Here is a 26,799-nt window from a genome sequence, read left to right as displayed (position 1 = left end):
GACGCTGCTTTGAAAACTGGGAAGGGTAACGCGTGGCATGCGTATCTCTGGGGCGCATGTGAACCGGGGGGCTTGAGAGAAGCCACCTGTGACGCCGTGGCCCCGGGCGCTGCTCCATTGACGATCAGCTACTGGGGGTAGCAGGCAGATGACCAAGAAGACGCGGATCCGCGTGGCGCGGATAGCCGCCGGCACGGTGATTGCCGCCGGTGCTTCGCTGACCGCGGCGGGTGCCGCTTCGGCACTCGACCTCGGCGTGCAGGTGGGTGGCCTGAGCGTGGGCGCCAGCGCCGACGAGACCGGTGTCGGTGTCCACGCCGGGCTCGACGACGACCCGACGCCGACCCCGACCGAGACGGGTATCCCGACCGAGGAGCCGCCCACGCCCACCGTGGTGCCCACGGAGCCCACTGAGGAGCCGACCGAGCCCACGGAGGAGCCGACGGAGCCCACCGAGGAGCCGACCGAGCCCACGGAGGAGCCCACCGACCCGACCACCGAGCCCACCGACCCGGGCAACGGGAATGGGAACGGCAACGGGAATGGCAACGGGAACGGTAACGGCAACAGCAACACCGACCCCGACGGTGGCTCCTCCACTCAGGAGGAGGGCTCCTCGTCCCTGACCGACACCGGCTCGGACACCTCGTCCGACACCTCGGCCCAGGGCAAGAGCGACGGCGAGCTGGCCGAGACGGGTGCCGGTCAGACCATGTTCCTGCTGGTCGGCGCTGCCACGATGATCGCCGGCGGTATCGGCTTCCGCATGCTGCCTCGCCTCGCGGGCGGCCGCGGCGGTGCCGCCGCCTGACGGACGCGTACGTGACGAAGGGCCCGGAGCAGCTCGCTCCGGGCCCTTCTCATGTCAGGGACGCCTCACGGGTGGGCGCACCGCCCGCGCCCGTCTCACGCCGTCTGGTGGGCCACCAGCGCCAATGCCGCGATCAGCACGGCCAGCAACGCGATCAGCGCCATGGGGTTCAGGCCCGCGAAGGGGCTCTCCTGCTGGAGCCGCTCGCGGTTCGCGCGGCAGACGGGACAGCGGCCCTCGCTCACGGGCGCCGCACAGTTCGCGCACACCAATCGGTCGTACGTCATGCGCTCGCCCTCCTTGCGCCGTATCCCCGTACACAACGCTCTACATAACGCTGCGGGGGACGCAACCGTTCCCCCTCCACTGTGCCAGGTTCCGCCGATTTCGGCGCGGCTCGCCTTATCCTGCCCCGGCACTCCGCTGGGTAGGCCGGGAAACTACCGCTCTCGGAGGGGTGCCTGGGGTCGTTTTTCGCGGCTGCGGGTGCGTCTTGGTTGCTCGCGCCCACGCGGCGGAGCCGCATGATGTCAGAGCCCCGCGCCCCTGCGGGGCGCTCCCCGGGGGCGCCTCTCAGCCCCGTACCCCCCGTCCCCCCGCGCCAAAGACCCGCACAAAACAGCACAAGCCCCCCGCAACCCCTACCAGCGCCTGCGCTTGCGCACCCGGGTCGCGTATGGTCACGCACACCTACCCCCGGCGACCCGTGGTGCATCCGTGATCCGATTCGACAACGTCTCCAAGGTCTACCCCAAGCAGACCCGCCCCGCTCTCAGGGATGTCTCCCTGGAGGTCGAGCGCGGAGAGTTCGTGTTCCTCGTGGGGTCCTCCGGCTCCGGAAAGTCCACCTTCCTGCGGCTGATCCTCCGCGAGGAGCGATGCAGTCATGGTCAGGTGCACGTCCTGGGCAAGGACCTCGCGCGCATCTCCAACTGGAAGGTGCCGCAGATGCGCCGCCAGCTGGGGACCGTGTTCCAGGACTTCCGCCTCCTGCCGAACAAGACGGTCGCCGAGAACGTGGCCTTCGCCCAGGAGGTCATCGGCAAGTCCCGTGGCGAGATCCGCAAGTCCGTGCCCCAGGTGCTCGACCTCGTCGGCCTGGGCGGCAAGGAGGACCGGATGCCCGGCGAGCTGTCCGGTGGTGAGCAGCAGCGCGTGGCCATCGCGAGAGCCTTCGTGAACCGGCCCAAGCTCCTCATCGCCGACGAGCCGACCGGAAACCTCGACCCGCAGACCTCCGTCGGCATCATGAAGCTGCTCGACCGCATCAACCGGACGGGCACGACCGTGGTGATGGCGACCCACGACCAGAACATCGTGGACCAGATGCGCAAGCGCGTCATCGAGCTGGAGAAGGGCCGTCTCGTCCGCGACCAGGCGCGCGGCGTCTACGGCTACCAGCACTGATCATCGTCCACGGAAAGGTCTGAAGAAGACGCCATGCGCGCGCAGTTCGTTCTGTCGGAGATCGGTGTCGGTCTCCGCCGCAATCTGACCATGACCTTCGCGGTCGTCGTCTCGGTCGCCCTCTCGCTCGCCCTGTTCGGCGGTTCGCTCCTGATGAGCGACCAGGTCAGCACGATGAAGGGCTACTGGTACGACAAGGTCAACGTCTCGATCTTCCTCTGCAACAAGAGCGATGCCGAGTCCGACCCCAACTGCGCCAAGGGCGCGGTGACCGCCGACCAGAAGAAGCAGATCCTCGCCGACCTGGACAAGATGTCCTCGGTCGTCCAGAAGGTCAGCTACGAGTCCTCGGACCAGGCGTACAAGCACTACAAGGAGCAGTTCGGCGACTCCCCGCTGGCCAGCTCCCTCACGCCGGACCAGATGCAGGAGTCGTACCGGATCAAGCTGAAGGACCCGGAGAAGTACCAGGTCATCGCGACCGCCTTCGACGGGCGTGACGGCGTGCAGTCCGTGCAGGACCAGAAGGGCATCCTGGACAACCTCTTCGGGCTGCTCAACGGCATGAACTGGGCCGCGCGCGCGGTGATGGCGATGATGCTCGTCGTCGCGCTGATGCTGATCGTCAACACGGTGCGTGTCTCCGCGTTCAGCCGAAGGAGAGAGACGGGGATCATGCGCCTCGTCGGCGCCTCCGGCTTCTACATCCAGGCGCCGTTCATCATGGAGGCCGCGGTCGCCGGGCTCATCGGCGGTGGTGTCGCCTGCGGATTCCTGCTGATCGCGCGGTACTTCATCATCGATCATGGTCTGGCGCTGTCCGAGAAGCTGAATTTGATCAACTTCATCGGCTGGGACGCCGTGTTGACGAAGCTGCCGCTCATCCTCGCGACGAGTCTGCTGATGCCCGCGCTGGCCGCGTTCTTCGCGTTGCGCAAGTACCTGAAGGTGTGATGCATGCCAAGGGGGCCGTACTGCCAACCGGCGGTACGGCCCTTTGCGTTGTCCTAGACTCACCGGCATGTCAGGCCGTGACCTGTTCTGTGAGCCCCGCCGCATCCGCCGCGGGGCCGCCCTGACATTGGTGTTCGCGAGCGTCCTCGTCGTCGGCGCGACGACCGGATCCTTCTCCGACCCCGGCCGGAAATCCCATTCCAGCGCGTCGTCCCGTTCGACGCCCACCGGCCACCACGAGGACGTCACCGAGGCCGCCGCCGAGGCGATGGCCGACGGCAAGTCGCCCATGGAGGCCGCCGAGCGGGCCGTCAGCCGCAGCGGCGACCGCTGGGGCGCGGTCTACTCCCAGGGCGAGTACGAGGAGTTCGAGGAAGCCCTCGACGGCCAGTACACCGGCGTCGGGCTCTGGGCCCGGCGCGAGCGTGACGGACGTATCGAAGTGACCCGCGTGCAGACCGGGTCGCCCGCGGCCGCCGCCGGGATCCGCAAGGGCGACCGGCTGCGCAGTGTCGACGGCGAGAAGGTCGACGGCCGGCCGATCACCGAGGTCGTCTCCTTACTGCGCGGCGACGCGGACGACGCGGCCGCCGGTACGGAGGTCTCCCTCGACCTGGAGCGCGGCACGCGCGCGTGGAGCCGGACACTGCGCCGGGCCAGGCTGTCCACGGACTCCGTGACCATCCACAAGCTTCCCGGCGGCGTCACCGTGATCAAGGTCGCCGCCTTCACCAAGGGCTCGGGCGATCTCGTACGGACCGCCGTCGCCGAGGCCCCCCGGCGGGCCGGAATCGTCCTCGACCTGCGCGGCAACTCCGGAGGCCTGGTCACCGAGGCCGTCACCGCCGCCTCCGCCTTCCTCGACGGCGGCCTCGTCGCCACGTACGACGTGAACGGAGAGCAGCGCGCCCTGCACGCCGCCTCCGGCGGCGACACGGCCAGACCCCTGGTCGCGCTCGTCGACGGCGGCACGATGAGCGCGGCCGAGCTGCTCACCGGAGCCCTCCAGGACCGCGGCCGCGCGGTCGTCGTGGGCTCCAGGACCTTCGGCAAGGGCTCGGTCCAGATGCCGAGCCGGCTGCCCGACGGCTCCGTCGCCGAGCTGACCGTCGGGCACTACCGCACCCCCTCCGGGCGCGGCGTGGACGGCCGGGGCATCACCCCCGACCTGGAGGCGGACGACGGATCCCTGCAGCGGGCCGAGACGGTGCTGAGCGGGCTCGGGGACGAGTCGTAGCCGACTTTCGGGGTTCTGGTGGCCGACCGTTCGACGGCTTCGTAATCGGCTTTCCCACTGACCCCTCTGTAGTGCGAAAATGGCCAGCACTATGAGCAAGGGAATGTACGTACCGAAAGAGTCCCAGCCCAAGCAGGGCGGGGCGGCCTCCGCCAAGGCCAAGGACGGCAAGCGCAAGATCGTCGCGCAGAACAAGAAGGCACGGCACGACTACGCGATCATCGACACCTACGAGGCCGGGCTCGTGCTCACCGGCACCGAGGTGAAGTCGCTGCGCCAGGGACGCGCCTCGCTGACCGACGGCTTCGTCCAGATCGACGGGAACGAGGCGTGGCTGCACAACGCCCACATCCCCGAGTACAGCCAGGGCACCTGGACCAACCACTCCGTGCGGCGCAAGCGCAAGCTGCTCCTGCACCGCGAGGAGATCGACAAGCTGGAGTCGAAGTCCCAGGAGACGGGTCACACGATCGTGCCCCTCGCCCTGTACTTCAAGGACGGTCGAGCGAAGGCCGAGATCGCGCTCGCCCGCGGTAAGAAGGAGTACGACAAGCGACAGACCCTGCGTGAGAAGCAGGACCGGCGCGAGTCGGACCGCGCGATCGCGGCGGCGAAACGGAAGCAGCGGGGCGAGTAGCGCGCGCGGCCGTCGGGAATACGCTGGCACCCGGCCCCGTTGGTCACGTACGATGGACGAGTCCCGCTGGTGACGGGGCGCCGGATTCCTGGTGAATCCACCTTTGAAAAATCAACATGGGGATGATCGGTTTCGACAGCGGCTGTTGAAGCAGGGGAAGCGTGTCGAGGAAGCGGCAATGATCTCGTAAACCATATGTCGCAAACAATAATCGCCAACACCAAGCGCGATTCCTTCGCCCTCGCTGCCTAAGTAGCGACTTGCGAAGTGTCAGCCCGGGGCTGTTCCCGACCCGGATCCTGGCATCAGCTAGGGAACTAAACTCCTAAACCCGGTCACGGGGTGTAGGAGGAAATCAAACAGTGACTGGGCCCGTCGGCGACTTGTTCGCGTGATCACCGGGGCCGAGAAAATCGCAGCGAACTGCACACGGAGAAGCCCTGATTTTGCACCGTTGGACGCGGGTTCGATTCCCGCCATCTCCACTCATCCCATGTGGGTCAAGCCCCGCTGCCGTGGCAGCGGGGCTTTTTCCTTTTTGCGGGACTTCGGCTCGGCGAGGCTTCAGCGACTTCGCTGCGGCTTCAGCGGAGCGAGAAGGTCGACAGCCGCAGCCCCGCGCTCAGCACCAGGTACACGTCCTGGCGGCCCTTCGCCGCCGTGGTCAGGGCGGTGGTCACCGTCTCGTAGTCGTACGTCGATGCCGTACCGTCCGTGCGCGCCGTACCGACCAGCGTGCCGGTGGGCGACCCGAGGCGGACCTCGACCGTCCCCGAGCCGGTCCCCGCCACCCGTGCGGTGAACCGCGCCGCCCCCGAGCCGAGCCGGGCGTCCGCGAACTTCAGCCAGGCCCCGTCACCCGCCGCGCCCACCGCCGTACCGCGCGCCTTCGACTCGTCGACCAGCCTGACGTCCGCGTAGTCGTCGAAGTTCTCCGCCCGGGTCACCTTGGCGAGATCCCGGGCCGGGATCGTCTCGCCGTGCGCCGTCAGCGTCGTACGGGCGCGGATGTCGGACGAGGAGGCCCCGGCCAGGACGTCGTACGTGCCGCTCTCCACCACCCACCGGGAGCGCGTGACGTCCCAGTGCGCGAGGTCCTTCGTGCGCAGCTTCAAGGTCACCGTCTTCGTCTCGCCCGGCTTCAGCGACACCCGCGCGTACGCCTTCAGCTGCTTCAGCGGCTGTTTGTCGCGCGAGGTCCGCTGGTGCGTGTAGAGCTGGACGACCTCGTCGCCGGCGCGATGTCCGGTGTTGGTCACCGCCACCTCGTAACCGCCCTCGACGGGCTTCAGAGCGCCGTAGCGGAAGGATGTGTACGAGAGGCCGTAGCCGAAGGGGTAGAGGGGCTGCCCCTTGAAGTACTGGTAGGTGCGATCGGACTTGATGATGTCGTAGTCGAGGATCGAGGGGAGGTCCGACTCGGACCGGTACCAGGTCTGGGTGAGGCGGCCCGCCGGGTTCGCGTCGCCGTAGAGGAGGTCGGCGAGGGCGCTGCCGGTCTCCTGGCCCGCGTGGGTGGTCCACAGGAGGGCCGGGACCTCTGTCTGGAGGGCGCCGAGGGTGGTCGGGTAGCTGTTCTCGACGACCACGACCGTCTTCGGGTTGGCCGCGTGCACCGCCTTGACCAGGGCTTCCTGCGAGGGTGCCAGGCCCATGTCGGTACGGTCGTGGTCCTCGCGGCCGTTGATCGACGGCATCGAGCCGACCACGACCACCGCCGTGTCCTTGCCCTTCACCGCGGCAACCGCCTCGTCGACCCCGCTGCGGACGACGTCCTTCGTGTAGTGCGCGGCCTGCTCCTTGGGGACCAGGCCGAGGGTGCCGTCGTCGCCGGTCGGGCCGAGATAGACGGGGTTCGACCACCAGGACTCGGCGGTCTCGTACCCGGCGTACCGGAGCAGATAGCTGCCGTCGTCCTGGCGCTCCAGCTTGAACTGCTGCTGGACGTACCAACCATTGGGCTGTACTTGGTCGTTGACGAAGTTCGACCAGTTGTAGCCGACGTATTTGCCGTTGGCGGCCGAGCGCAGGGTCACGATGCCGGAGCCCCAGTCGAAGACGTCGAACTGGGAGGCCGTGCCGGTCTCCGTGCCCTCCTTGAGAGCCGCTCCCGCGTCAGAGGTCCCCGCCGTGACGTACTTCCCCGTCGCCGTGTCCTTCAGCGCGATGCGGTCCGCGCCCTCGCTGCTCGCCACCGAGGTGCCGAGCTTCGCCTCGATGCCCTGCTTGGGAGTGACCGCGTACGGCAGCGTGCCCGAGTACCAGTCGGTGTAGAGGGTGTCGGCGAGGGGCCCGACGACGGCCACGTCGTGCGCGGACTTCTTCAGAGGCAGCGCGTTCTGGTTCTTCAGGAGCACCGCGGCCTCCGTCGCCGCCTCGCGGGCCAGCTTCCGGTGGGCCGGGCTGTTGATCACGGACTTGTCGATCGAGCCGTACTTGCCGCCGTTCGGATCGAATTCGCCGAGCCGGACGCGCACGGCGAGGATGTGGGAGACGGCCGTGTCGATGTCCGATTCCTTCAACAGGCCTTGCTGCACTGCCGAGTTGACGGCCGCGACCGTCGGCCCTGAATCCGCGCTGTTGTCCGTGAAGCTGTCGATGCCGGCCTTCAGTGCGGCCGCGTCGCCCTCGGCGAGCGTGGGGTAGTAGTTCTGGGTGGCGGGGAGCAGGTTGCCGGGAGCGAAGGCGTCGGTGACGTTCAGCAGATCGCGTGAAGACCAGGACCGTACGACGTCGTTGAGGTCCGGATTCACCGTGTTGGGGCGGCCGTTGACCAGGTTGTAGGAGGACATGACACCCGTCGCCGCGTCCGCCTCGATCGCGGGCTTGAAGGCCGCCTCGTCGTACTCGTGCTGGACGCGCGGGCGCAGGTCGGAAGACGTGGTCGCGCGGTGCACCTCGTTGTTGTTGGCGAGGTAGTGCTTGAGGGTGGGCGCCGTCTTGAGGTGGTCGGGATCGCCGCCGGTCAGGCCGTCGCCGTACGCCGTGGAGATCGAGCCCGTGAGGTACGGGTCCTCGGAGTAGCCCTCCTCGTTGCGTCCCCAGCGCGGGTCGCGCAGCAGGTTCACCACCGGCGCCCAGAGGTTGAGGCCCCAGCCGTCCGGGCGTTCCTGCTGGAAGCCGCGCGCCTCGTCGCCGACCGCCGAGCCGACCTGCTCGATCAGCGCCGGGTCCCAGGTCGACGCGAGCCCGATCGCCTGCGGGAACACGGTGGTCTTGCCGAGCCAGGCGACGCCGTGCAGGGCTTCGGTGCCGGTGCGGAAGGCCTGGATGCCGAGGCGGGGGATGGCGGGCTCGTACTGGTGGAGGAGGGAGATCTTCTCGTCGAGGGTGAGGCGGCCCAGCAGGTCGTCGACCCGTTCGGCCACGGGGAGGTTCGGGTCGCGGAAGGCGTACGAGGGGGTGTCCGCGCCCGCGGGAACGGTGGCGCCGAGTCCGGCGATCAGGGCCAGCGCGACGACGACCGTGGTTCTCTGTCTTCCCTTGCTTCTCTTGCCTTTCATGACACGGCTCCTTCGACTAGGGCCTTGCACTCGGGCGTTCAATGACAAATCAGGGGGCCGCGCGGCGGGCCGTGCTCGCCCGCTCCGTCAGCCGGGGAGCGAGCAGCGTCGCCTCGGGCACGTCCGCGCCGCCCAGCTTCTTCATCAGCAGCTCCACCGCCCGTGCGCCCACCTCGGTGGACGGGATGGCGATGGAGGTGACGGGGACGCGGACGCCCTCGGCGAGTTCGTCCGGGCAGATGGCGGTGACGGACAGATCGCCGGGGATCCTCAGTCCGAGCTGCTCGAAGGCGTCGATCAGCGGCTCGAGGATCGGTTCGTTGTGCACGACGACACCGGTCAACGCAGGTTGTTCGCGCAGCAGTTGCTCGGCGACCTGGCGTGCGGCGGCGGGCGAGGCCTCGCAGGGGTGGACGGAGGACGCGAGGCCGTTGCGGTCGGCGGCGGCCGTGAACCCCTCCACCACACGCTGGGCGAAAGCAGTCCCCCGCACATACACCTCGGGCGGCGACCCGACCAGCGCCACGACCCGGTGCCCGAGCCCCGCAAGCCGCTCGACGCACAGCTCGCCCGCCGCCTTGAAGTCCAGGTCGATGCAGGTCAGCCCGTCCGGAGTCGCGGGGAACCCGATGAGCACGGACGGCCGGTCCAGCGCGCGCAGCAACGGCAGCCGGGCATCGTGGAGCTGTACGTCCATCACGATCAGCGCGTCCACCAGCGCGGTGTCCGCGACCCGCCGCAGCCCGTCCTCGCCCTCCTCCTGGGTGAGCAGCAGGACGTCGTGGTCGTGCCGGCGCGCCGCCGTCACCACCGACACCGCGAACTGCATCACGACCGGCACATGGATGCCCGCTCGCAGCGGCACCACCAGCGCCAGCACGTTCGACCGGCTGCTGGCCAGTGCCCGCGCACCCGCGTGCGGGCGGTAGCCCAGCTCGCGGATGCTCGCCTCGATGCGCTGCCGGGTCTCCTCGGAGATCGGGCGCTTGCCGCTGAGGGCGTACGAGACGGTGCTCGGGGACACCCCGGCGTGCCGCGCCACATCGGTGATCTTGACCATGCTCAGTTCAGCTCCAACGACAGGAAGCCCGTCCCGGCCTTCGCCCGTGTCTCGCGCTCACCCGCGGCCAGCCCCCAGGGCGCCGAGGGGTCACTGGACGAAGCCCGCAGCGTGTCCCCTTCACGTACGACGGTGAAGGTCACGGCGCCGACCGGCACCGTCACCTGCGCGCCCCGCTCCAGGCCGTACGCGCGCAGGGTGACTCCGTCGGCGTGGTCGTAGTCGGGCCGGTCGTCCACCGCACCCACCGGGATCACCGCCCCCGGCCGCACCAGCAGCGGCACGCTCAGGAACCCGTGCCGCTCGCGCACCCAGCGCGGCCCGGCCACCGTCCGCCCGCTCAGGAAATGGGTCCAGGTCCCCTCGGGCACGTAGTACGAGACGTCCCCGTCGTCGCTGAAGACGGGCGCGACCAGCAGGTCGGGGCCGAGCATGTACTGCCGCTCCAGATGCGCGCACCCCGGATCGTCCGGGAATTCGAGGACCATCGCCCGCATCATGGGCACGCCCTCCGCGTGGGCGGTGCGGGCCGCCTCGTACAGATAGGGCATGAGGCCGAGCTTCAGCCGCGTGAACAGCCGCAGGACGTCCACGGCCTCCTCGTCGAACAGCCAGGGCACGCGGTACGAGGACGATCCGTGCAGCCTGCTGTGCGAGGACAGCAGTCCGAAGGCGATCCACCGCTTGAACAGCGCGGGCGTCGGAGTCCCCTCGAACCCGCCGATGTCATGGCTCCAGAACCCGAACCCCGACATCCCGAGGCTCAGCCCGCCGCGCAGCGACTCGGCCATCGACTCGTACGTCGCCTCGCAGTCGCCGCCCCAGTGCACCGGGAACTGCTGGCTCCCGGTGGTCGCGGAGCGGGCGAAGACGACGGCCTCGTGCTCGCCGCGGTGCTTGCGGAGCACATCGAAGACGGTCTGGTTGTAGAGGTAGGTGTAGTAGTTGTGCATCCGCTCGGGGTCGGCGCCGTCCGCGTAGGCGACATCGACGGGGACCCGTTCGCCGAAGTCGGTCTTGAAGCAGTCGACGCCCTGGGAGAGCAGTGCTTCCAGTTTGGCCGCGTACCAGTCACGGGCGGCCGGGCTGGTGAAGTCGACCAGCGCCATGCCCGGCTGCCACAGATCCCACTGCCAGACGCTGCCGTCAGGGCGCTTGAGCAGGTGGCCCAGGGCCCGCCCCTCCGCGAACAGCGGTGACCGCTGCGCGATGTACGGATTGATCCATACGCAGATCCGCAGCCCCTTGTCCTTGAGCCGCGCCAGCATCCCCTCCGGATCGGGGAAGACCCGTGGATCCCACTGGAAGTCGCACCAGTTGAACTCGCGCATCCAGAAACAGTCGAAGTGGAAGACGGAGAGCGGCAGTTCGCGCTCCCGCATCCCGTCGATGAAGGACGTGACGGTGGCCTCGTCGTAGGAGGTGGTGAAGGACGTCGACAGCCACAGCCCGAACGACCAGGCCGGCGGCAGGGCCGGACGCCCGGTGAGCGCCGTGTACTTGCGCAGGATGTCCTTCGGGGTCGGCCCGTAGATGACGTAGTACGTCAACTGCTGTGTCTCGGCGCTGAACTGGACCCGGGAGACCGCCTCCGAGCCGACCTCGAAGGAGACCCGGCCCGGGTGGTCGACGAAGACGCCGTAGCCCGCGTCCGTCAGATAGAAGGGCACGTTCTTGTACGCCTGTTCCGTCGCCGTGCCGCCGTCGGCGTTCCACATGTCCACGACCTGGCCGTTCTTGACGAGCGGCCCGAAGCGCTCGCCGAGACCGAAGACCTGCGTACCGACGCCGAGGTTCAGCTGCTCGCGCAGATAGTGGGCGCCGGTGGCGTCCCGCATGATGCCCATGCCCTTGGGGCCGCTGGTGGTGAGGGTGCGGCCATGGGCGACGAAGTCGATGTGCCAGGGGCTGGTGCGGGCGACCTGGACGGACAGCGCGCCCGCGGTGAGGGTCGCGTGCTCGTCGTCGTGCTCGGCGTGCGCGGTGAACTCGCTTTTGTAGAGGTCGAATCGGGGGCCGCGAGGCTCCTCGCCCTGGAAGTGCGTGAACGTGACACCGATGACGTCCGGCATCGGCGCGTGCGCGCTGATCGTCACGACCGGTCCCTTCAGCAGGTCGCCGCGGTGGCGGATGGGCTGCGTCGGCGCGTGGATCTCCAGGCCGCCGGGCCCGGAGGTCACGTCGAGGACCTCGACCGGGTGGGCCGCGGTGACACCCTCGCGCAGCAGCCAGTAGCCGTCCGTGAACTTCACTTTCGTACCCCTTACTTCACTGCGCCGACGGCGATGCCGCGGGTGAGGGTCCGCTGGAAGACGAGGAAGAAGACGATGGCGGGGAGGACGCCCAGCAGGGCGGCCGCGTTCGTCATCGTGGCGTCCATCAGACGCTGGCCCTGGAGGACACCGAGCGCCACCGAAACCGTCTGGTTGTCGTTGGAGATCAGCATGACCAGGGGCAGCAGGAATTCGTTCCAGGTCCAGATGAAGAAGAAGACGAGCAGCACGCCGATGGTGGGGCGGCTGACCGGCACCACGATCCGCCACAGCACCTGCCATTTGTTCGCCCCGTCGATCCGGGCGGCCTCGATGATCTCGCGTGGGAACTGCCCGAGGACGGAGGAGAGCAGATAGGTGCCGAAGGCCGCCTGGACGACCGTGAACACGATGATCACGCTGAGCCGGGTGTCGTACAGGCCCGCCTGCTTGCTCAGGTAGTAGATCGGATAGACCAGCGCCTCCTGCGGCAGCATGTTCGCCAGCACGAAGAAGGCGAGGACCCAGGTGCGGCCCTTGATCCGGCCGATGCCGATGGCGTACGCGTTGAGGACCGACAGGACCGCCGCGAGCACGGCCACCGCGCCGCTGATCAGCACGGAGTTGAACAGCTTCTGGCCGTAGTCGACGCGCTGCCAGAAGTCCTTCAGTCCGTCCAGATAGAGGCCGTCGGGCAGGCTCAGCGGGCCGTTCGCCGAGTACTCGGCCGGCGACTTGACCGCGTTGACGGCCACGATCACGAACGGCAACACCATGAACAGGGCCGCTATGCACAGGGCGACGAGCACCGGGTAGCGACGGATGGCGGCGGTCATGCGCGGATCCCTTCCTCGGCGTCCTCGGCGCGGGTCTGGAGCTTGAGGCCGATCAGAGCCAGGACGAGGATGATCACGGTCAGCACGGTGGAGATCGCGGCGCCGTAGCCGACCTGGGTCTTCTCGAAGAAGGTGGTGAAGGAGAAGTAGGAGGGCACGTCCGTGGCGCCGCCCGGGCCGCCCTTGGTCAGCACGTACACCGCCCCGAACACCTTCAGCGCGGCGATCGTGCACCACAGCAGCACGACGTAGACCTCGGGCCTGATCTGCGGCAGCGTGATGTGCCAGAAGCGGCGCCACCAGCCCGCGCCGTCCAGCTCGGCGGCCTCGTACAGCTGCGGGTCGACACGCTGCAGCCCCGCCATGAAGACGACCAGCGGGAAGCCGATCTGCACCCAGACCATCACGCCCATGACGCTGTAGAGCGCGATGTCCGGGTCGCCGAGCCAGTCCTGCTGCCAGGAGCCGAGGCCGACCGCCTTCAGCAGCTCGTTCAGGGAGCCGTTGTCCGGCGCGAGGATCCAGCTCCACACGATGCCGGCGACGGCGATGGGCAGGACCTGGGGGAGGTAGAAGCAGGCGCGGAGTACGGCGGCGATCCTGCTGCCGAAGTGCTTGCCGACGAAGTCGAAGAGGGCGGCGGCGAGGACGAGTCCGATGACCGTCGGTACGGCGGCCATGGCGAGGACCATGAACAGGCTGTGCCGGAAGGACGCCCAGAACTCGGAGTCGTCCATCAGCTCGCGGTAGTTGGCGAGCCCCGACCACTTCGGGGAGCCGACGCCCTGCCAGTCGGTGAAGCTCACGCCCGTGTTCATCAGGAACGGGACGATGATGATCGCGAGGAAGGCGAGGATGCCGGGGAGCAGGAAGAGGGTGTACGAATCGCGCGCGTGGGGGCGGCGCGGGCCGGCGTGCTGGTGCTTGCCGACGGCCCGTGCGCCCCGTTCGACGGTGACCGTCATTGCTTCGGCGCGCCCTTGTCGTACGCCTTCTGCAGGGCGGAGAGGTAGTCGTCCGGTTTCTCACTGCCCGTCATCAGCTTCTGTGTCTCGGAGACGAGGACGTCGTAGAAGCCGGCGACCGGCCAGTCTGGGTAGAAGGCCAGGCCGTCCTTGCTGGAGAGGGTGTTGAAGTTCTCGATGAGAGTCTTGGACTTCGGGTCGGTGATGGCGTTCGCGTCGGCGGCGACCGGGACACCGCCCTTGTTGCCGAGCAGGTTCTGGATCTTCTTCGACATGGTGATGTCGATGAAGTCGTAGGCGAGATCCTTGTTCTTGGCGTTCTTGGGGACCACCCAGAGGTTGCCGCCGGAGCCGAGGGTCAGGTTCGAGCCGGGCCACAGGAAGGTGCCCCAGTCGAACTTCGCCTCCGTCTGGAAGCGGCCGTACCACCAGCTGCCGCTGAACAGGATCGGGCTCTTGCCCTGGATGAAGGAGACACCCGCGTCCTCGGCCTTGCTGCCGGTGGACTTCTTGCTGATGTAGCCCTTCTTCACCCAGTCGGTGAAGGTCTGGGCGGCGTACGTCCAGGCAGCGTCGTGGAAGTCGGTCTTGCCCTTGTAGAGCTCGTACGAGTCGACCCACGACCGGTCGGCCTTCGACAGCGCCAGCTGGTAGAGGTATTGCTGGGCGGGGTACTCGGCGCCGCCGTTGGCGAGCGGGGTGATGCCCTTCGCCACGAACTTGTCCATGGCGGCGGTGAGTTCGTCGAGGGTGGTGGGCTCGGCGATGCCGTACTTCTTGAAGAGGTCCTTGTTGTAGAACACCATCGTGTACTCGGCATAGTTGGGCACGCCGTACCACTTGCCGGAGCCCATGACCCCGTTGGCGTCATACTGGCTGATCGTCCGTACGCCGCCGGTGATCTCCTTGTCCCAGCCGCGCTTGGTGGCCTCGGCGGTCAGATCGGTGAGCAGCCCCTGCTTGGAGAGTGCGCCCGCGGTCGCGTTGCCCTTGTTGTACTCCATGATGTCGGGCGCGTCGCTCGAGTTGAGGACCATCGGGGCGGTCTTCTGGATCTGTTCGAAGCCCTTCTCCTCGAACTTCACTTTCACGCCCGGATGCTTCGCCTCGAACTCCTTGATGGCCTCCTTCCAGGCCACGCCCATCGCGCTGTCGGGTCCCTCGTAGTGCCACAGCTTCAACGTCTTGCCGTCGGATCCGCCGCTGTCCGAGCCGCCGCAGGAGGCCAGCAGCAGCGTCCCCACCAGGGCCACCGCCGTCGCCACCGCACGCCTTCGTGTCGTCAACATCCATTACCTCCAGGGGAGTTGGATGGGTTTCAGGTCCGTCACGCAGGGTTCATCGAATCGTTTCGATGCGTGACGTCGAAGCGCTTCGACGGGGGAAGGTATGTGGGGGCTGTGGACGAGTCAATGGGGTGCGCGGGAATTGGGGCGGGGGTTCGACGGGTCGGACGGCACGGTTCCATGGCTGCCGCCCCGTAAGGGGCGCGGGGAACTGCGCGACAAGCCCCCACCGATCCGCACCAAAAGAACAACCCAGGGGGGTCTGGGGGCGCAGCCCCCAGGTACGGGACGGGTAGGGGCGGAGGGGGCGAAGAACCCCCCGGCGTCAGCACTCCATGTACCAGTCGGTGGTGCCTGGCTGGAGCGAGAGGACGAAGGCGGCGAGAAGGAGGCGGATCACGATCAGGGTCCAGGTCAGGACGCGTGCCCCGCGGGTCGCCCGCGCCGCCAGAAGCCAGGTCGCCGGGACGGAGAACAGGACCACCCAGGCGGCCCAGAACCGGCTGTCCATGGTGGCCCGGTCGCAGTAGACATGTCCGCTCAACCTCCAGAGGAGGAACGCGGTGACGACGCCGAGGAGTCCCTCGAACCCCAGGGGCAACGCCCAGCGGAGGGGAAGGCGGGGGAGGCTGATGTCCTTCACGCGGGCATGTTCCTGTACGTACCTGTGAATTGACCTAGCAGTCCGCGAAGTGGCGTCCGCGCTCAGCGAAGTGAGTTCCTTGCTCAGCTGTGGCGTCCGTGCTCAGCGAACTGGCGTCTGCGCTCAGCGCCGTACCGGGCGGCCCCCGGGGTGACGTACCGCATGACGTGCGGCGCTCACCGTGGCGATCGCGAGCGCGAGCGCCGCCGCCGTGACCGGAACCCCGTACCCCGCCGCCGTCGACACGTGCTCCACCACCCACCCGCCGGCCGCCGAACCGCAGGCGATCCCGCCGAGGAGGCCGGTCACCGCGAGGGTCATCCCCTCGTTCAAGCGGCCTTCGGGGGTGCGGTGCTGGACCAGTGTCATGCCGGTGACCATGGTCGGGGCCGTGGCCGTTCCGGCGATGAGCAGCGCGCCCGCGAGGGCAAGCAGGGAGCCCGTCAGGGAGGCCGCGAGCAGGGGCAGGGTCATCATCGCCGTCATCGCGGCGACGCACAGGGGGTAGCGCCGTTCGGCCGGACCGCCCGGCTTCAGGGCGCCGTACAGGAGCCCGGCCACGCACGAGCCCGCCGCCTGCAGCGCGAGGATCACGCCCGCGGCCGACTTGTGGCCCTGCGCGTCCGCGAACGCGATCGTGACGACCTCCATCGAGCCGAAGACCGCGCCGGTGGCGAGGAATCCCACGAGGAGGGCGGGCATTCCGGCGGCCCGGACGGGGGATTTGGTGGCTTTCGTACGCCGCTGGGGCGGCGGCTGTGTCGATCGCTGGGCGGCGAAGATCAGTACGCCGGTCATCATCAGGGCGGCCCCGACCAGCGTGCCCGCCTCCGGGAAGAACGTCCCGCACAGGAAGGCCGCGAACACCGGGCCCAGCATGAAGCACAGCTCGTCCGCGGCCTGTTCGAAGGAGTTCGCGGTGTGCAGCGCGGCCGGGTCGCCCTTGAAGAGGTGCGCCCAGCGGGCGCGTGACATGCCACCCGTGTTGGGCGTCGTGGCCGTGGCGGCGTACGCGCCGAAGAAGGTCCAGTCGGGCGCCCCGTAGTGCACGCACAGCACCAGCGCGAGCTCGCCCAGCAGGGCGAACGCCGTGGCGGGCACGGCGATACGGGCCTGACCGTGTCGGTCGACCAGGCGCGCGGTCCAGGGGGCGACCACCGCCGTCGCCGCCAGCCCGGTCGCCGTGACGGCACCGGCGAGCGCGTACGAGCCCCGCGAACCCGCGATCATGATGACCGCGCTCACGCTGAACATGCCCATGGGGAGCCGCGCGATCAGATTCCCGAGGGTGAAGGCGCGGGCGCCGGGGGTGGCGAAGAGACGGCGGTACGGGGATGGGGGCGTGCTGCGGGGAAGGGCCGTCCGTCGGCGCGGGCGGAAGTCGACGGCTACGAGGGTGTCTGCGGTGACGGTGTAGAAGGGCGTGGGTGCCTGCTCGGTGGTGTGGCGCGGTGTGGGTCTGGGGTGTGGCTTGGTGGTGTGGCGCGGTGTGGGTCTGGGCTGGGGCTCGGTGGTGTGGCGCGGTGTGGGTGTGGGTGTGGGTGTGGACTGCGGCTCGGAGGTCTGCTGCGGCATGGATCAACCGTCGCCCGGGGCGGCGTGAGTGGTCCAACACTTACTGCGTAGCGATTGACGCACCTGCGTTGTAAGTTCGCGTGATGCCTGCGCCGCGGCCCCTCACCGCTGACCTCGACCCCCGCCTCCTGCGCGCCTTCCTCGCCGTCGCCGAGGAACTGCACTTCACGCGTGCCGCCGCCCGGCTGTACGTCGCCCAGCAGGCGCTGAGCCGTGACATCCGGCGGCTGGAGCGCGAGCTCGGGGCGGAGCTGTTCGTGCGGACCACCCGGCAGGTGACGCTGACGGCGGACGGCGAGCGGCTGCTGCCCTACGCGCGGCGGGTGTTGGAGGCGCAGGACGCGCTGCTCGCGGCGTTCGCGCGCGGCCCGCAGGAACAGCGGCCCCTGCTCGTCGACGTCAACTCTCCGGGGCTCATCTCCAGTCGTGTCCTCGACCGGGCCCGCGAACTCGCCCCCGGCAGCGAGCTGATGGCCCGCTTCGAGAGCGGGCTGACGGGCGCGGCCGGGGAGCTGCTCGCCGGTCGGCTGGACGCGTCGTTCGGGCGGTTCGGCGGGCTCGACCCGGTGGTGCGGGCCCGGCTGGAGCAGCAGCCCGTACGGTACGAGCCGATGGCCATCGTGCTGCCCGAGGAGCATCACCTCGCCGCCCTGGACGCGGTGCCGTTGGATGCGCTCGCGGGGGAGACGGTGTACGCGGGTGCGGGAAACCCCCGGACGCTGGAGTGGACCGACCTGGCGCGTCACCTGTTCGAGGGACGCGGCATCGCACTCGCGCCGCCCGCGCCGGTAGCCGTCGGCGCCGAGGAGTTCCAGCGGATCATGGCCAAGAAACGGAACCCCGTCCTCGCCGTGGTGGATTTTCCGGCCATGCCCGAAACGGTGCTGAGACCTCTCGTCGACCCCGTTCCCCTCTCACCTGTGTCACTGGTGTGGCGGAAGGGGCTGGTGCACCCCGGATTCGACGCCCTTCGACGAGCGGCCGTCGAACTCGCCGGCGAGGAGGGGTGGCTTCGGCGCCCCGAAGGGGGATGGATTCCGGCCACCGACGCACTCATCATGACGAGTCACAGCTGAGACGTGAGAGCACGTGTCCTCCACGTGCGCTACATTCATCGTCCGGGCGCAGTGTGATAAGGGGGGCGCTCGGATCGGGTGGGGGCCCGGTCCGGACGACAAATGAGTAGTGCCCGGAGTCGTCGCGCACCCGAGAACTGTCCCGTGGGGGGATGTGCGTGCGCGTGGAAAACTGGCGGAAAGACGCCCAACCGGCTCGACGAGATGTCGATCAGCCGGAGGGGCGCGGAGCCGATCCGTCACCTTGGCGAGGAGCCGACGCATCGGGCGATCGGCGAGGAGCCGATGACTCGGTCTTCCGGCGCGGAGCCGACGATTCAGGCGTTCGGCGCGGAGCCGATGAATCAGCAGTTCGGCGCGGAACCGACGACTCTGTTGTCTGGCCGGAGGCCGGCGGTAGAACGGCGTCCTGGCCGCGGGCCGGGCAGAGCCCCGAGCGTGATCCGGAGCCGGAGACCGAGGTGCTGCCGGACCCGGTTCCGGGCGGCGGCCTTGGCGCAGGAGCGGGCCTCGGTGCCGGTGCGGACCGCGCGTCCGGCGCCGGCCTCGACGTCGCGGCCGACCCCTTCTTCGGGACGGCCGTGGCCTCGGACCCGGCGCCCGGGCGCGGTGGCCACCTCGGCGAACCCCCCTCTTGGGAAGACCCCGATGACCCCGGCCACACCCACGATCCACACGAGGTGACGGTCCAGCTCGACGGTGCCGGACGCCAGTTGGAGGACTGGCTGGTCCAGCAGGCCAAGGACGCCCCGGGTGCCCAGGAAGGCTCGGACGGGCCGGTCTTCGTCGACGAGTCGGGCCGCCGCAGCCGCAGATTCCGCCGCCTCGGCATCCTCGTCGGCATCGCCTGCGCGATCTACGCCGTGGTCATCGTCTCCACGCTCCTGTCGGGCAACTCCAACGCGCCCTGGCTCCCGGTGCCGGGCCAGCAGGACGACCAGCCGGCCGGCCAGGTCGACACCTCACCGCTGCCCGAGGAGTCGGTGAGTCCGTCGGGTACGGGCAGTGCCTCGCCGGGCGCGAGCGCGACGGCCAGTGACGGTACGACGCCGTCGCCGGGCGCGAGCCCGACGCCGGATGCCTCGGGCAGCGCGGCCAACCCGGGCACGTCCAGCGACCCCGAGCCCACGAAGTCCGCCACGACCAAGCCGAACCCGGGCTCCAGCACCACCAAGGGCCCGGACCCCGAGCCGACCGACCCGGTGGTCGACCCTCCGACCCCCACACCCACGGACACCGGCACGGCCACGGCCGATCCCACGGAGAGCGCGGTCACCGGGGCCGGTTCCGGAACCGTCGCGGACAGCGCTGCCATGCCCGCCGAGCAGAGCCCCATAGAGCCAGAGCCGAGCACCACCAGCTCCTCGTACCCGGAGAACATCCTCTGATGGCATCCCGCACCAGCCGTCACGGTCCCGCACCCAGTACGCGGCGGCGGGAGCCCAACCCCCGGCGCCGACGCCTGCCCATGCGCTTTCTGCTGCCCTCGCTCGTCCTCCTCGCCCTGATGGCGATGCTGATGCTGCGCGGTTACGTGCACAGCGAGATCCTCGCCGACCACCGCGTCCAGCCCGAGGCGTCCACCGACACTGTGCCGGAGAAGATTCTCAAGGGCGGGCCGGTCATCGACACCCGCAGCGGCCGTACGACCAGCCTGAACGTGCCGGACCACCGCCTCGTCCTCACTTTCGACGACGGCCCGGACCCCAAGTGGACCCCCAAGGTCCTCGACGTCCTCAAGGCGCACCACGCGCACGCCGTCTTCTTCGTCACCGGCACCATGGCCTCGCGCTATCCGGAACTGGTCCAGCGCATGGTGGAAGAGGGCCACGAGGTGGGCCTGCACACCTTCAACCACCCGGACCTGTCCTACCAGTCCAAGAAGCGCATCGACTGGGAGCTGTCCCAGAACCAGCTGGCCCTGGCCGGCGCGGCCGGCATCCGCACGTCCCTCTTCCGCCCCCCGTACTCCTCGTTCGCCGACGCCATGGACGACAAGTCCTGGCCGGTGACGCAGTACATCGGTACGCGCGGCTACATCACCGTCGTCAACAACACCGACAGCGAGGACTGGCAGAAGCCCGGCGTCGACGAGATCATCCGCCGGGCCACCCCGCACGGCGGCAAGGGCGCGATCGTCCTGATGCACGACTCCGGCGGCGACCGCCACCAGACGGTGCAGGCGCTCGACAGGTTCCTGCCCCTTATGCAGCACCGGGGCTACGAGTTCCAGAACCTCACCGAGGCGCTCAGCGCCTCCAGCGCGCACACCGAGGTCGCCGGCCTCGACCTGTGGAAGGGCAAGGCCTGGATCTACCTGGTCCAGGCCTCCGAGAAGATCACCGACGCCCTCGTCGTCGGCATCGCCATCATCGGCGTCCTGGTCTTCACCCGCTTCGGCCTGATGCTCCTGCTCTCCGCCACGCACGCCCGCCGGGTGCGACGCCGGGACTTCCGCTGGGGCCCGACCCCGATCACCGAACCGGTGTCGGTGCTGGTCCCCGCGTACAACGAAGCGAAGTGCATCGAGAACACCGTCCGTTCGTTGATGGCGAGCGAACACCCCATCGAAGTCATCGTCGTCGACGACGGTTCGAACGACGGCACGGCCCGCATCGTCGAGGGCCTGCGCCTGCCGAACGTACGCGTCGTACGCCAGCACAACGCGGGCAAGCCCGCGGCGCTCAACAGGGGTCTGGCGAACGCCCGTTACGACATCGTCGTGATGATGGACGGCGACACCGTCTTCGAACCGGCGACCGTCCGCGAACTCGTCCAGCCCTTCGCCGATCCGTCGGTCGGCGCGGTCGCCGGCAACGCGAAGGTCGGCAACCGCGACTCCCTCATCGGCGCCTGGCAGCACATCGAGTACGTGATGGGCTTCAACCTCGACCGCCGGATGTACGACATCCTGCGCTGCATGCCGACGATCCCGGGCGCGGTGGGAGCCTTCCGCCGCTCGGCCCTGGAACGCGTCGGCGGCATGAGCGACGACACGCTCGCCGAGGACACCGACATCACGATGGCCCTGCACCGCGACGGCTGGCGCGTGGTGTACGCGGAGAAGGCGCGGGCCTGGACCGAGGCCCCGGAGTCCGTCCAGCAGCTCTGGTCCCAGCGCTACCGCTGGTCGTACGGCACGATGCAGGCGATCTGGAAGCACCGGCGGGCACTGATCGAACGGGGCCCGTCGGGCCGCTTCGGCCGCGTGGGCCTCCCGTTGGTGTCCCTGTTCATGGTCCTGGCGCCCCTGCTGGCGCCCCTGATCGACGTATTCCTCCTGTACGGGATCGTCTTCGGCCCGACGCAGAAGACGATCGTGGCCTGGCTGGGCGTCCTGGCGATCCAGGCAGCGTGCGCGGCGTACGCCTTCCGTCTGGACCGAGAACGCATGACACACCTGATATCCCTTCCCCTCCAGCAGATCCTCTACAGGCAGTTGATGTACGTGGTCCTTCTCCAGTCATGGATCACCGCCCTCACCGGAGGCCGGCTGCGCTGGCAGAAGCTGCGCCGCACGGGTGTGGTGGAGGCACCGGGATCGATCCCGCGGCAGCGGGCGGCACGCAGCGGGAACGATCGGAGGCCGGTGGGATGACGACACACGAGTACACGGCGGGGACGACACCCACGCCGCCGCTGGGGATGCCGAGGACCTCGGCCCCACAGCAGCCTTCGGTTTCCCAGCCCTCGTCGGCGCCTCGCCGCCCGGGCCGAGACCGCTACCTGGACCTGCTCCGCTCGATAGCCCTGGTCCGTGTGGTGGTCTACCACCTCTTCGGCTGGGCATGGCTGACGGTCCTCTTCCCCTCCATGGGCGTGATGTTCGCGCTGGCGGGCTCACTGATGGCGCGCTCCCTGAGCCGCCCGGCGTGGGGCGTGATACGTGGCCGTGTCCGCCGCCTGCTCCCGCCCCTGTGGGCATTCAGCGCGGTGGCCCTGGCGTTGCTGTTCGCGGGCGGCTGGAACCCGGTGAAGGACCCAGACCACGGCGGCACATGGGGCGTGGTCGAGCTGGTCAACTACATCATCCCGATCGGCGCGCCGCCGTTCCCCTGGCACATCGGCTCCAAGTCCGGCCTGCTGGAAGACACCTGGGCGGTGCAGGCGACGGGCCCGCTCTGGTACCTCCGTGCCTACCTGTGGTTCGTGGTGGCGTCCCCGCTCCTGCTCTGGGCGTTCCGCCGGGTGCCGTGGGCCACGCTGCTGGCCCCCTTGGCCCTCACCGCCGTCGTGGGCACCGGCCTGGTCACCATCCCCGGCGAAACGGGCAACGCCGTCTCGGACTTCGCGGTCTTCGGCGGCTGCTGGGTCCTGGGCTTCGCCCACCACGAGGGGATGTTGGCGAAGGTCCCCCGCTACATAGCCATTTCATCCTCGACCCTGCTCATGGCCTTCGGCCTGTGGTGGGCGTCGGGCCACCTGGGCCCGGACGGCTGGGACTTGAACGACATCCCACTCGCCCAGGCGACATGGTCGTTCGGTTTCGTGGTGATCCTGCTCCAGTACAGCCCGTCCTGGCAGGAGCTCCCTGGCCGCCTGGCCAAGTGGGACAAGCTGGTGACGCTCTCCAACAACCGCGCGGTCACGATCTACCTCTGGCACAACATGCTCATCATGGCCACGGTCCCGATCATCGACCAGGCGTACAACCTCCCCTTCATGCAGAGCGACCGCGCGGTGGGGGCCCTTGACACGACGTACATGCTGTGGATGTTCGCACTGGTCTGGCCCCTGATCGGCCTCACGATCGTCGCCTTCGGCTGGATCGAAGACATCGCGGCGAAGCGGAGTCCTCGGCTGTGGCCGAACGGGGCGAAGGGGAAAGGACGGGGGCGATCCGCTCGGCCCGCAGGCGCTCACCGGAGCTGACGCCTTTGCAGCGGCCAACGCGTTGACGTATCCCGGTGGTTCGCGTCACCCAATCGATGGTTCTGGGCGCTGATTTGACTGCCTTCTGTCCCGTTGCGCCGGATTTATCATCGTCGTTGACGTAATTCGCTCTGGTGTCGCCACACACGCCACCGATAGCGTGTCGGGGCCCTCCCGAACCCCACGCCGCACAGGAGTCTGCCGTGAACCGCCGTCCCCGCCTGCTCACCACAGCCGCCGTCGGTGCGATGGCTGCACTCCTTTTGACCGCGTGCGGTGGGAACGACAGTGGATCCAAGGGGAACGACAAGATCGCCGGGGCCGATACGGGGGGCGAGACGTCGGCATCACCCAGCGCGAGCGCGACGGGTTCGGCGGAGCGACCGAAGATCGAGCTGCCGTCGGACGTCACGGACAAGTACGAGGACTGGAAGACCGGCGACGACGCCAAGGATGCAATCCTGGCGGACACCGCCGGGCGTATCGACGCCACGAACGACGCCATCTTGCGCGGTGATACAGGTGCTCCCGGCCTGTCTTTCTACTACCGGGACAAGGCGTTGAACGGTGCCGTGGAGTGGGTGAAGGCATATGTGGACGCCAACCTGTCGTTCACCGGGACAACTCGTTACTACGCCCCTCAGGTCACCCTCTCCGGTGAGAAGTCGGCGGCTGTCGTCTATTGCGCCGACGAGAGTAAGGGATTCAACAAGAACCGCAAGACGAACAAGGTCGACAAGACGCCTTCGGACGAAAGCCCGTACGTGCTGTACAACACGCGCCTTGAGAAGAACAAGCAGGGCGTTTGGCAAGCCACCAACCTGATCTCGAAGCGGGGAGACAAGACATGCGCCGCGTGAGCGGACGAGGGCGCACCTTGGCCCTGAGCGTGATTGTTGCGCTCTCCGTCGCGGCGTTGCCCGGTACCGCTGCGGCGTACGGACCGGGTGACGGACAGGGATCCGGTACCACAGGTCCTTCTGGTAACGCCGACGACAAGGGCAACATCTCAGCGACTGCGGGGGCTGTCGTCTTCGACCGATCCAAGAACGGCTCTGGCCAGTCCGCCGGGCCGGTGACGTCCACGACTACCTGGACTCCACCCGCCTGCTACTACGCCCCCAAGTATTCACCGGACCAACTGAAGAAGCACCTCGAGCCGATCTGGGGGGCTGGCTCGACCGGCTACGAGTGGGACGCTTCACAGCGTGACCGGTACGTCAATGGCCATCCGTACAAGGACTTCAACAAGGACAAGGCCGGCAAGGGCTATTGGTGGGACTCGTATGTGACTGAGGGCAGGGAAGGCGACCCAGGCGCCCTTGACTGTGACAAGCCGTACTTCTGGGTGGACACGAACGACGACCCGCCCGCGGACATCCCAGAGGCGATCACGCCCGAGCGGCTCGCGCAGCTCGCCTATGCCGAGATCCGCGTCCCATCGACCAAGGTGGACCTCGCCCCCGAGGGAACCACGAAGGTAAACCTTCCGACGTGGGCATGGCTGGACACGGCGAAGTTCAAGCCGGTGTCGGTGACCGCGTCCGTTCCGCTGCTCGGCATAGAGGCGACAACCACCGCCGAACCGGTCGCGCTGAAGATCGAGCCCGGCACGGACGACGCGACGACGTACCCCGCCTCCGGCGTCTGCGAGTTCGACAGCGGTCACATCGGCGAGCCCTACGCCAAGGGCAAGTCGGAGGAGACCCCGCCCTGCGGTGTGCGCTACCTGCGTTCCTCGGGCGACGGCGCGTACAAGCTCAAGGCCACCATCACGTGGAAGATCCACTGGACGGGCACCGGGGTGGCCGGGGCGCAACGTCTGCCGGAGGGGACGTTCGGGGCCACCCAGGACGTCATCGTGCAGGAGATCCAGGCTGTAAACCGCTGATCCGGCCTCAATGGGCTGAGAGGAACTGTGGGTGAGAAGACTCAGGTCGATGACCTGAATGTGATCAAGAGTGTGTCCACTGGCCTGTCGAAAATTGTGGGCGAGTTGGAGCGGCTCGACGACAAGGACAAGTACGGCTGGAGCCAAGAGGTCATCGGCCATGAGGAACTGACCGACAGGTTGAACGACTTCGCCACCAACTGGGACTACAAGCGTTCCAAGCTCGAAGAGGAGCTGAAGAAGCTCTCCGGAATCACAAAGGCAGCGGCCGAGGCGTACGAGAAAATCGATACGGAACTGGCCAACGCCGTGCGGAAGCAGGAAAAGAAGCCGAAGGCCAGGAGTGAGTGATGTCCCGTCCCAAGGATTGGTCGCCTGTTGAGCTTGACTCCGATCCGGTGGCCGGAGATCCAGTGGCGGTGGCGAAGCTGGGCAGACGTTTTCGACGCGTAGCCGACGCCATCAGGGAGCAGTCGGGGAACATCAGCGCGCTGTGTGGCGTCGAGGGTTGGCAGAGCGACGCTGCGGATGAGTTCCGGAAGGCTGCTGACGGCACTGCCGGTCGACTGAAGAAGGTCCTCGATCGCTTTGACACGGCCGCCGATCTGCTTGGCGAGCAGTCCGAGCAGCCGGATCAGAAGTATGCCTCTGTCCTTGCCTCATCCCAGCAGGCCGCAGACAAGGCTCGCAATGATGCCGAGAGCGATCGTGACGAGAAGGACAAGCTGGACCGTGCCATCGATGCCCTCGATGAATCAGCCGATGACTACGCGGACAAGAAGCGTGAGTTGACCCGCAAGCGGGACGCGGCTGCTGATCGCATCCAGGACGCCATCAAACGGGTCCATGCGGCAAAGAACGCTCGGAACCACGCCGGCGAGAAAGCGGCCCGGGCGCTCGACGAGTTGATGGACCACGACAAGCTGAAAGACTCTCGCTGGGAGAATATCAAGGGCGCCCTCAAGAGCATTGCGGACGTCGCAGGCTGGGTAGCTACAATCTGCGCTTTGGCGTCGCTCCTAGTCGGCTGGATCCCGATCATCGGGTGGGCACTGGCGGGTGTTCTGGATGCGATTGCGTTGGCGGCAACGTTGGTTTCGCTGGCCTGCCACTTGGTCCTGGTCTTCTCGGGAGACGCGAGTATCGCGGATCTTGTGCTGGACGGTGTTGCACTGCTCACGCTCGGATTGGGCCGGGCTGCGCTGAGTGCTGGAAAGGCTGCTGCGGCCGGGGTGAGGGGGGTACAGACAGCCAGTCGTAGCGCTCGCGCCGACTTCCTGGCGGCAAATTCTCTGGGGGGAAGGTCGGTCAAGGCGGCAAATACGTTGAAAGGTAAGGCGACGAAAGCTGCCAACCAGGCGGCCGAAGAGGCGGCTCAACGTTTGGCGGGAAATCTTCCCGGGGTGTTTGGGAAGCTGGGAGAATTCAAGCACGTCTTGAACCCGAAGGTGATCTACCGGGACTCTGTGGACGCCCTCAAGGGGCTCAAGGACTTCAAAGATATTGGGAAGTTGTTCGGTCGGGATGCTTGGGTGGGGGCTCGACCCTTCGGCAATCCTGAGTGGGTTGAATCCGGTAAGGCTCTTCAAGAGATCCCGATTCTGGGGAAGTTCGAAACCATGGGCGGCATGAAGTTCACCGACTATGTACGATCGGCCGGGAACCGGTGGCTCGGCTACACTGCTGCGGCTACGGCAATTGATGGGAACGACAAACTTCATGGCCTAACCGAGTGGGAAAATCCCTACAACAAGTGGAAAGAGGCTTGGACGGTAGGCTGAGGGCGACTCAACG

The 26,799-nt window shown here is 68.1% G+C and carries 22 protein-coding genes and 1 other RNA gene; 14 read left to right on the top strand and 9 right to left on the bottom strand.

All coding sequences use genetic code 11. The features are described 5' to 3' along the window. Positions 1–148 precede the first annotated feature (148 nt). On the top strand, positions 149–811 hold the full coding sequence (locus tag AB5J53_RS19830; protein ID WP_369246994.1) for a hypothetical protein: 663 nt from the start codon (positions 149–151) through the stop codon (positions 809–811). Positions 812–906: 95 nt separating this feature from the next. Here the strand turns inward: AB5J53_RS19830 and AB5J53_RS19825 are convergent, their stop codons facing one another. Next, positions 907–1,098: a hypothetical protein gene (locus AB5J53_RS19825; RefSeq protein WP_369246993.1), complete on the bottom strand. Its 192-nt coding sequence runs from the start codon at positions 1,096–1,098 to the stop codon at positions 907–909. Between the two features lie 430 nt (positions 1,099–1,528). On the opposite strand from AB5J53_RS19825, the gene ftsE reads away from it, so the two are divergent. The 5 genes from ftsE (at position 1,529) to ssrA (ending at position 5,534) form a co-directional block, all read left to right on the top strand. Next, complete coding sequence (gene ftsE, locus AB5J53_RS19820) at positions 1,529–2,218, top strand: cell division ATP-binding protein FtsE (protein ID WP_369246992.1); 690 nt, start codon at positions 1,529–1,531, stop codon at positions 2,216–2,218. A 33-nt stretch (positions 2,219–2,251) separates the two neighbouring features. Then, the gene (gene ftsX, locus AB5J53_RS19815) at positions 2,252–3,172 is read left to right on the top strand and encodes a permease-like cell division protein FtsX (RefSeq protein ID WP_369246991.1); all 921 of its coding nucleotides are present in this window, start codon (positions 2,252–2,254) and stop codon (positions 3,170–3,172) included. A 67-nt stretch (positions 3,173–3,239) separates the two neighbouring features. Continuing rightward, positions 3,240–4,409, top strand: a complete 1,170-nt coding sequence (locus AB5J53_RS19810) for a S41 family peptidase (RefSeq protein ID WP_369246990.1) — start codon at positions 3,240–3,242, stop codon at positions 4,407–4,409. 103 nt (positions 4,410–4,512) lie between these two features. Next, the gene (smpB, locus tag AB5J53_RS19805) at positions 4,513–5,046 is read left to right on the top strand and encodes an SsrA-binding protein SmpB (protein WP_229702578.1); all 534 of its coding nucleotides are present in this window, start codon (positions 4,513–4,515) and stop codon (positions 5,044–5,046) included. 118 nt (positions 5,047–5,164) lie between these two features. After that, positions 5,165–5,534: a transfer-messenger RNA gene (gene ssrA / locus AB5J53_RS19800) on the top strand. 96 nt (positions 5,535–5,630) lie between these two features. Here ssrA and AB5J53_RS19795 read toward each other — a convergent pair. The 8 genes from AB5J53_RS19795 to AB5J53_RS19760 all read right to left on the bottom strand — a co-directional run bounded on the left by AB5J53_RS19795 (position 5,631) and on the right by AB5J53_RS19760 (position 17,166). Then, positions 5,631–8,549: a glycoside hydrolase family 3 C-terminal domain-containing protein gene (locus AB5J53_RS19795; protein WP_369246989.1), complete on the bottom strand. Its 2,919-nt coding sequence runs from the start codon at positions 8,547–8,549 to the stop codon at positions 5,631–5,633. Between the two features lie 49 nt (positions 8,550–8,598). Continuing rightward, the gene (locus AB5J53_RS19790; protein WP_369246988.1) at positions 8,599–9,609 is read right to left on the bottom strand and encodes a LacI family DNA-binding transcriptional regulator; all 1,011 of its coding nucleotides are present in this window, start codon (positions 9,607–9,609) and stop codon (positions 8,599–8,601) included. A 2-nt stretch (positions 9,610–9,611) separates the two neighbouring features. After that, positions 9,612–11,861: an alpha-xylosidase gene (yicI, locus tag AB5J53_RS19785; protein WP_369246987.1), complete on the bottom strand. Its 2,250-nt coding sequence runs from the start codon at positions 11,859–11,861 to the stop codon at positions 9,612–9,614. Between the two features lie 11 nt (positions 11,862–11,872). After that, complete coding sequence (locus AB5J53_RS19780) at positions 11,873–12,697, bottom strand: carbohydrate ABC transporter permease (RefSeq protein WP_369246986.1); 825 nt, start codon at positions 12,695–12,697, stop codon at positions 11,873–11,875. Continuing rightward, positions 12,694–13,662, bottom strand: a complete 969-nt coding sequence (locus AB5J53_RS19775; protein ID WP_369246985.1) for a carbohydrate ABC transporter permease — start codon at positions 13,660–13,662, stop codon at positions 12,694–12,696. The genes AB5J53_RS19780 and AB5J53_RS19775 overlap by 4 nt, the downstream gene beginning before the upstream one ends. Further along, positions 13,659–14,951 (bottom strand): ABC transporter substrate-binding protein, encoded by a 1,293-nt coding sequence (locus AB5J53_RS19770; protein ID WP_369246984.1) that lies wholly within the window; start codon positions 14,949–14,951, stop codon positions 13,659–13,661. The genes AB5J53_RS19775 and AB5J53_RS19770 overlap by 4 nt, the downstream gene beginning before the upstream one ends. Positions 14,952–15,273: 322 nt before the next feature. After that, a complete protein-coding gene (locus AB5J53_RS19765; protein WP_369246983.1) occupies positions 15,274–15,591 on the bottom strand; it encodes a hypothetical protein in 318 nt (105 codons plus the stop codon). 123 nt (positions 15,592–15,714) lie between these two features. Next, on the bottom strand, positions 15,715–17,166 hold the full coding sequence (locus AB5J53_RS19760; protein WP_369246982.1) for an MFS transporter: 1,452 nt from the start codon (positions 17,164–17,166) through the stop codon (positions 15,715–15,717). A gap of 83 nt (positions 17,167–17,249) precedes the next feature. Here AB5J53_RS19760 and AB5J53_RS19755 point away from each other — a divergent pair, with 83 nt between their 5' ends. The 8 genes from AB5J53_RS19755 (at position 17,250) to AB5J53_RS19720 (ending at position 26,786) form a co-directional block, all read left to right on the top strand. Beyond that, positions 17,250–18,242, top strand: coding sequence for a LysR family transcriptional regulator (locus AB5J53_RS19755; RefSeq protein ID WP_369246981.1), 993 nt, complete (start codon positions 17,250–17,252; stop codon positions 18,240–18,242). A 461-nt stretch (positions 18,243–18,703) separates the two neighbouring features. Beyond that, the gene (locus tag AB5J53_RS19750; protein ID WP_369246980.1) at positions 18,704–19,630 is read left to right on the top strand and encodes a hypothetical protein; all 927 of its coding nucleotides are present in this window, start codon (positions 18,704–18,706) and stop codon (positions 19,628–19,630) included. Beyond that, positions 19,630–21,840 (top strand): glycosyltransferase, encoded by a 2,211-nt coding sequence (locus AB5J53_RS19745; protein ID WP_369246979.1) that lies wholly within the window; start codon positions 19,630–19,632, stop codon positions 21,838–21,840. The genes AB5J53_RS19750 and AB5J53_RS19745 overlap by 1 nt, the downstream gene beginning before the upstream one ends. Positions 21,841–21,887: 47 nt before the next feature. Further along, the gene (locus AB5J53_RS19740) at positions 21,888–23,114 is read left to right on the top strand and encodes an acyltransferase (RefSeq protein WP_369252340.1); all 1,227 of its coding nucleotides are present in this window, start codon (positions 21,888–21,890) and stop codon (positions 23,112–23,114) included. A 203-nt stretch (positions 23,115–23,317) separates the two neighbouring features. Next, positions 23,318–23,974, top strand: coding sequence for a hypothetical protein (locus AB5J53_RS19735; protein WP_369246978.1), 657 nt, complete (start codon positions 23,318–23,320; stop codon positions 23,972–23,974). After that, the gene (locus AB5J53_RS19730; RefSeq protein WP_369246977.1) at positions 23,962–25,005 is read left to right on the top strand and encodes a hypothetical protein; all 1,044 of its coding nucleotides are present in this window, start codon (positions 23,962–23,964) and stop codon (positions 25,003–25,005) included. The genes AB5J53_RS19735 and AB5J53_RS19730 overlap by 13 nt, the downstream gene beginning before the upstream one ends. 27 nt (positions 25,006–25,032) lie before the next feature. Further along, positions 25,033–25,356 carry a hypothetical protein gene (locus AB5J53_RS19725; RefSeq protein ID WP_369246976.1) on the top strand — a complete coding sequence of 108 codons (324 nt, stop codon included), beginning with the start codon at positions 25,033–25,035 and terminating at the stop codon, positions 25,354–25,356. Further along, entirely contained in the window at positions 25,356–26,786 is a 1,431-nt protein-coding gene (locus tag AB5J53_RS19720; RefSeq protein WP_369246975.1) for a putative T7SS-secreted protein, read from the top strand. Before AB5J53_RS19725 ends, AB5J53_RS19720 begins: the two co-directional genes overlap by 1 nt. Positions 26,787–26,799: the final 13 nt, after the last annotated feature.

Source organism: Streptomyces sp. R41 (assembly GCF_041053055.1).
Classification (GTDB): domain Bacteria; phylum Actinomycetota; class Actinomycetes; order Streptomycetales; family Streptomycetaceae; genus Streptomyces.
Note: the sequence above shows the minus strand (reverse complement) of the source record. Positions and strands in the feature narration are given on the sequence as shown.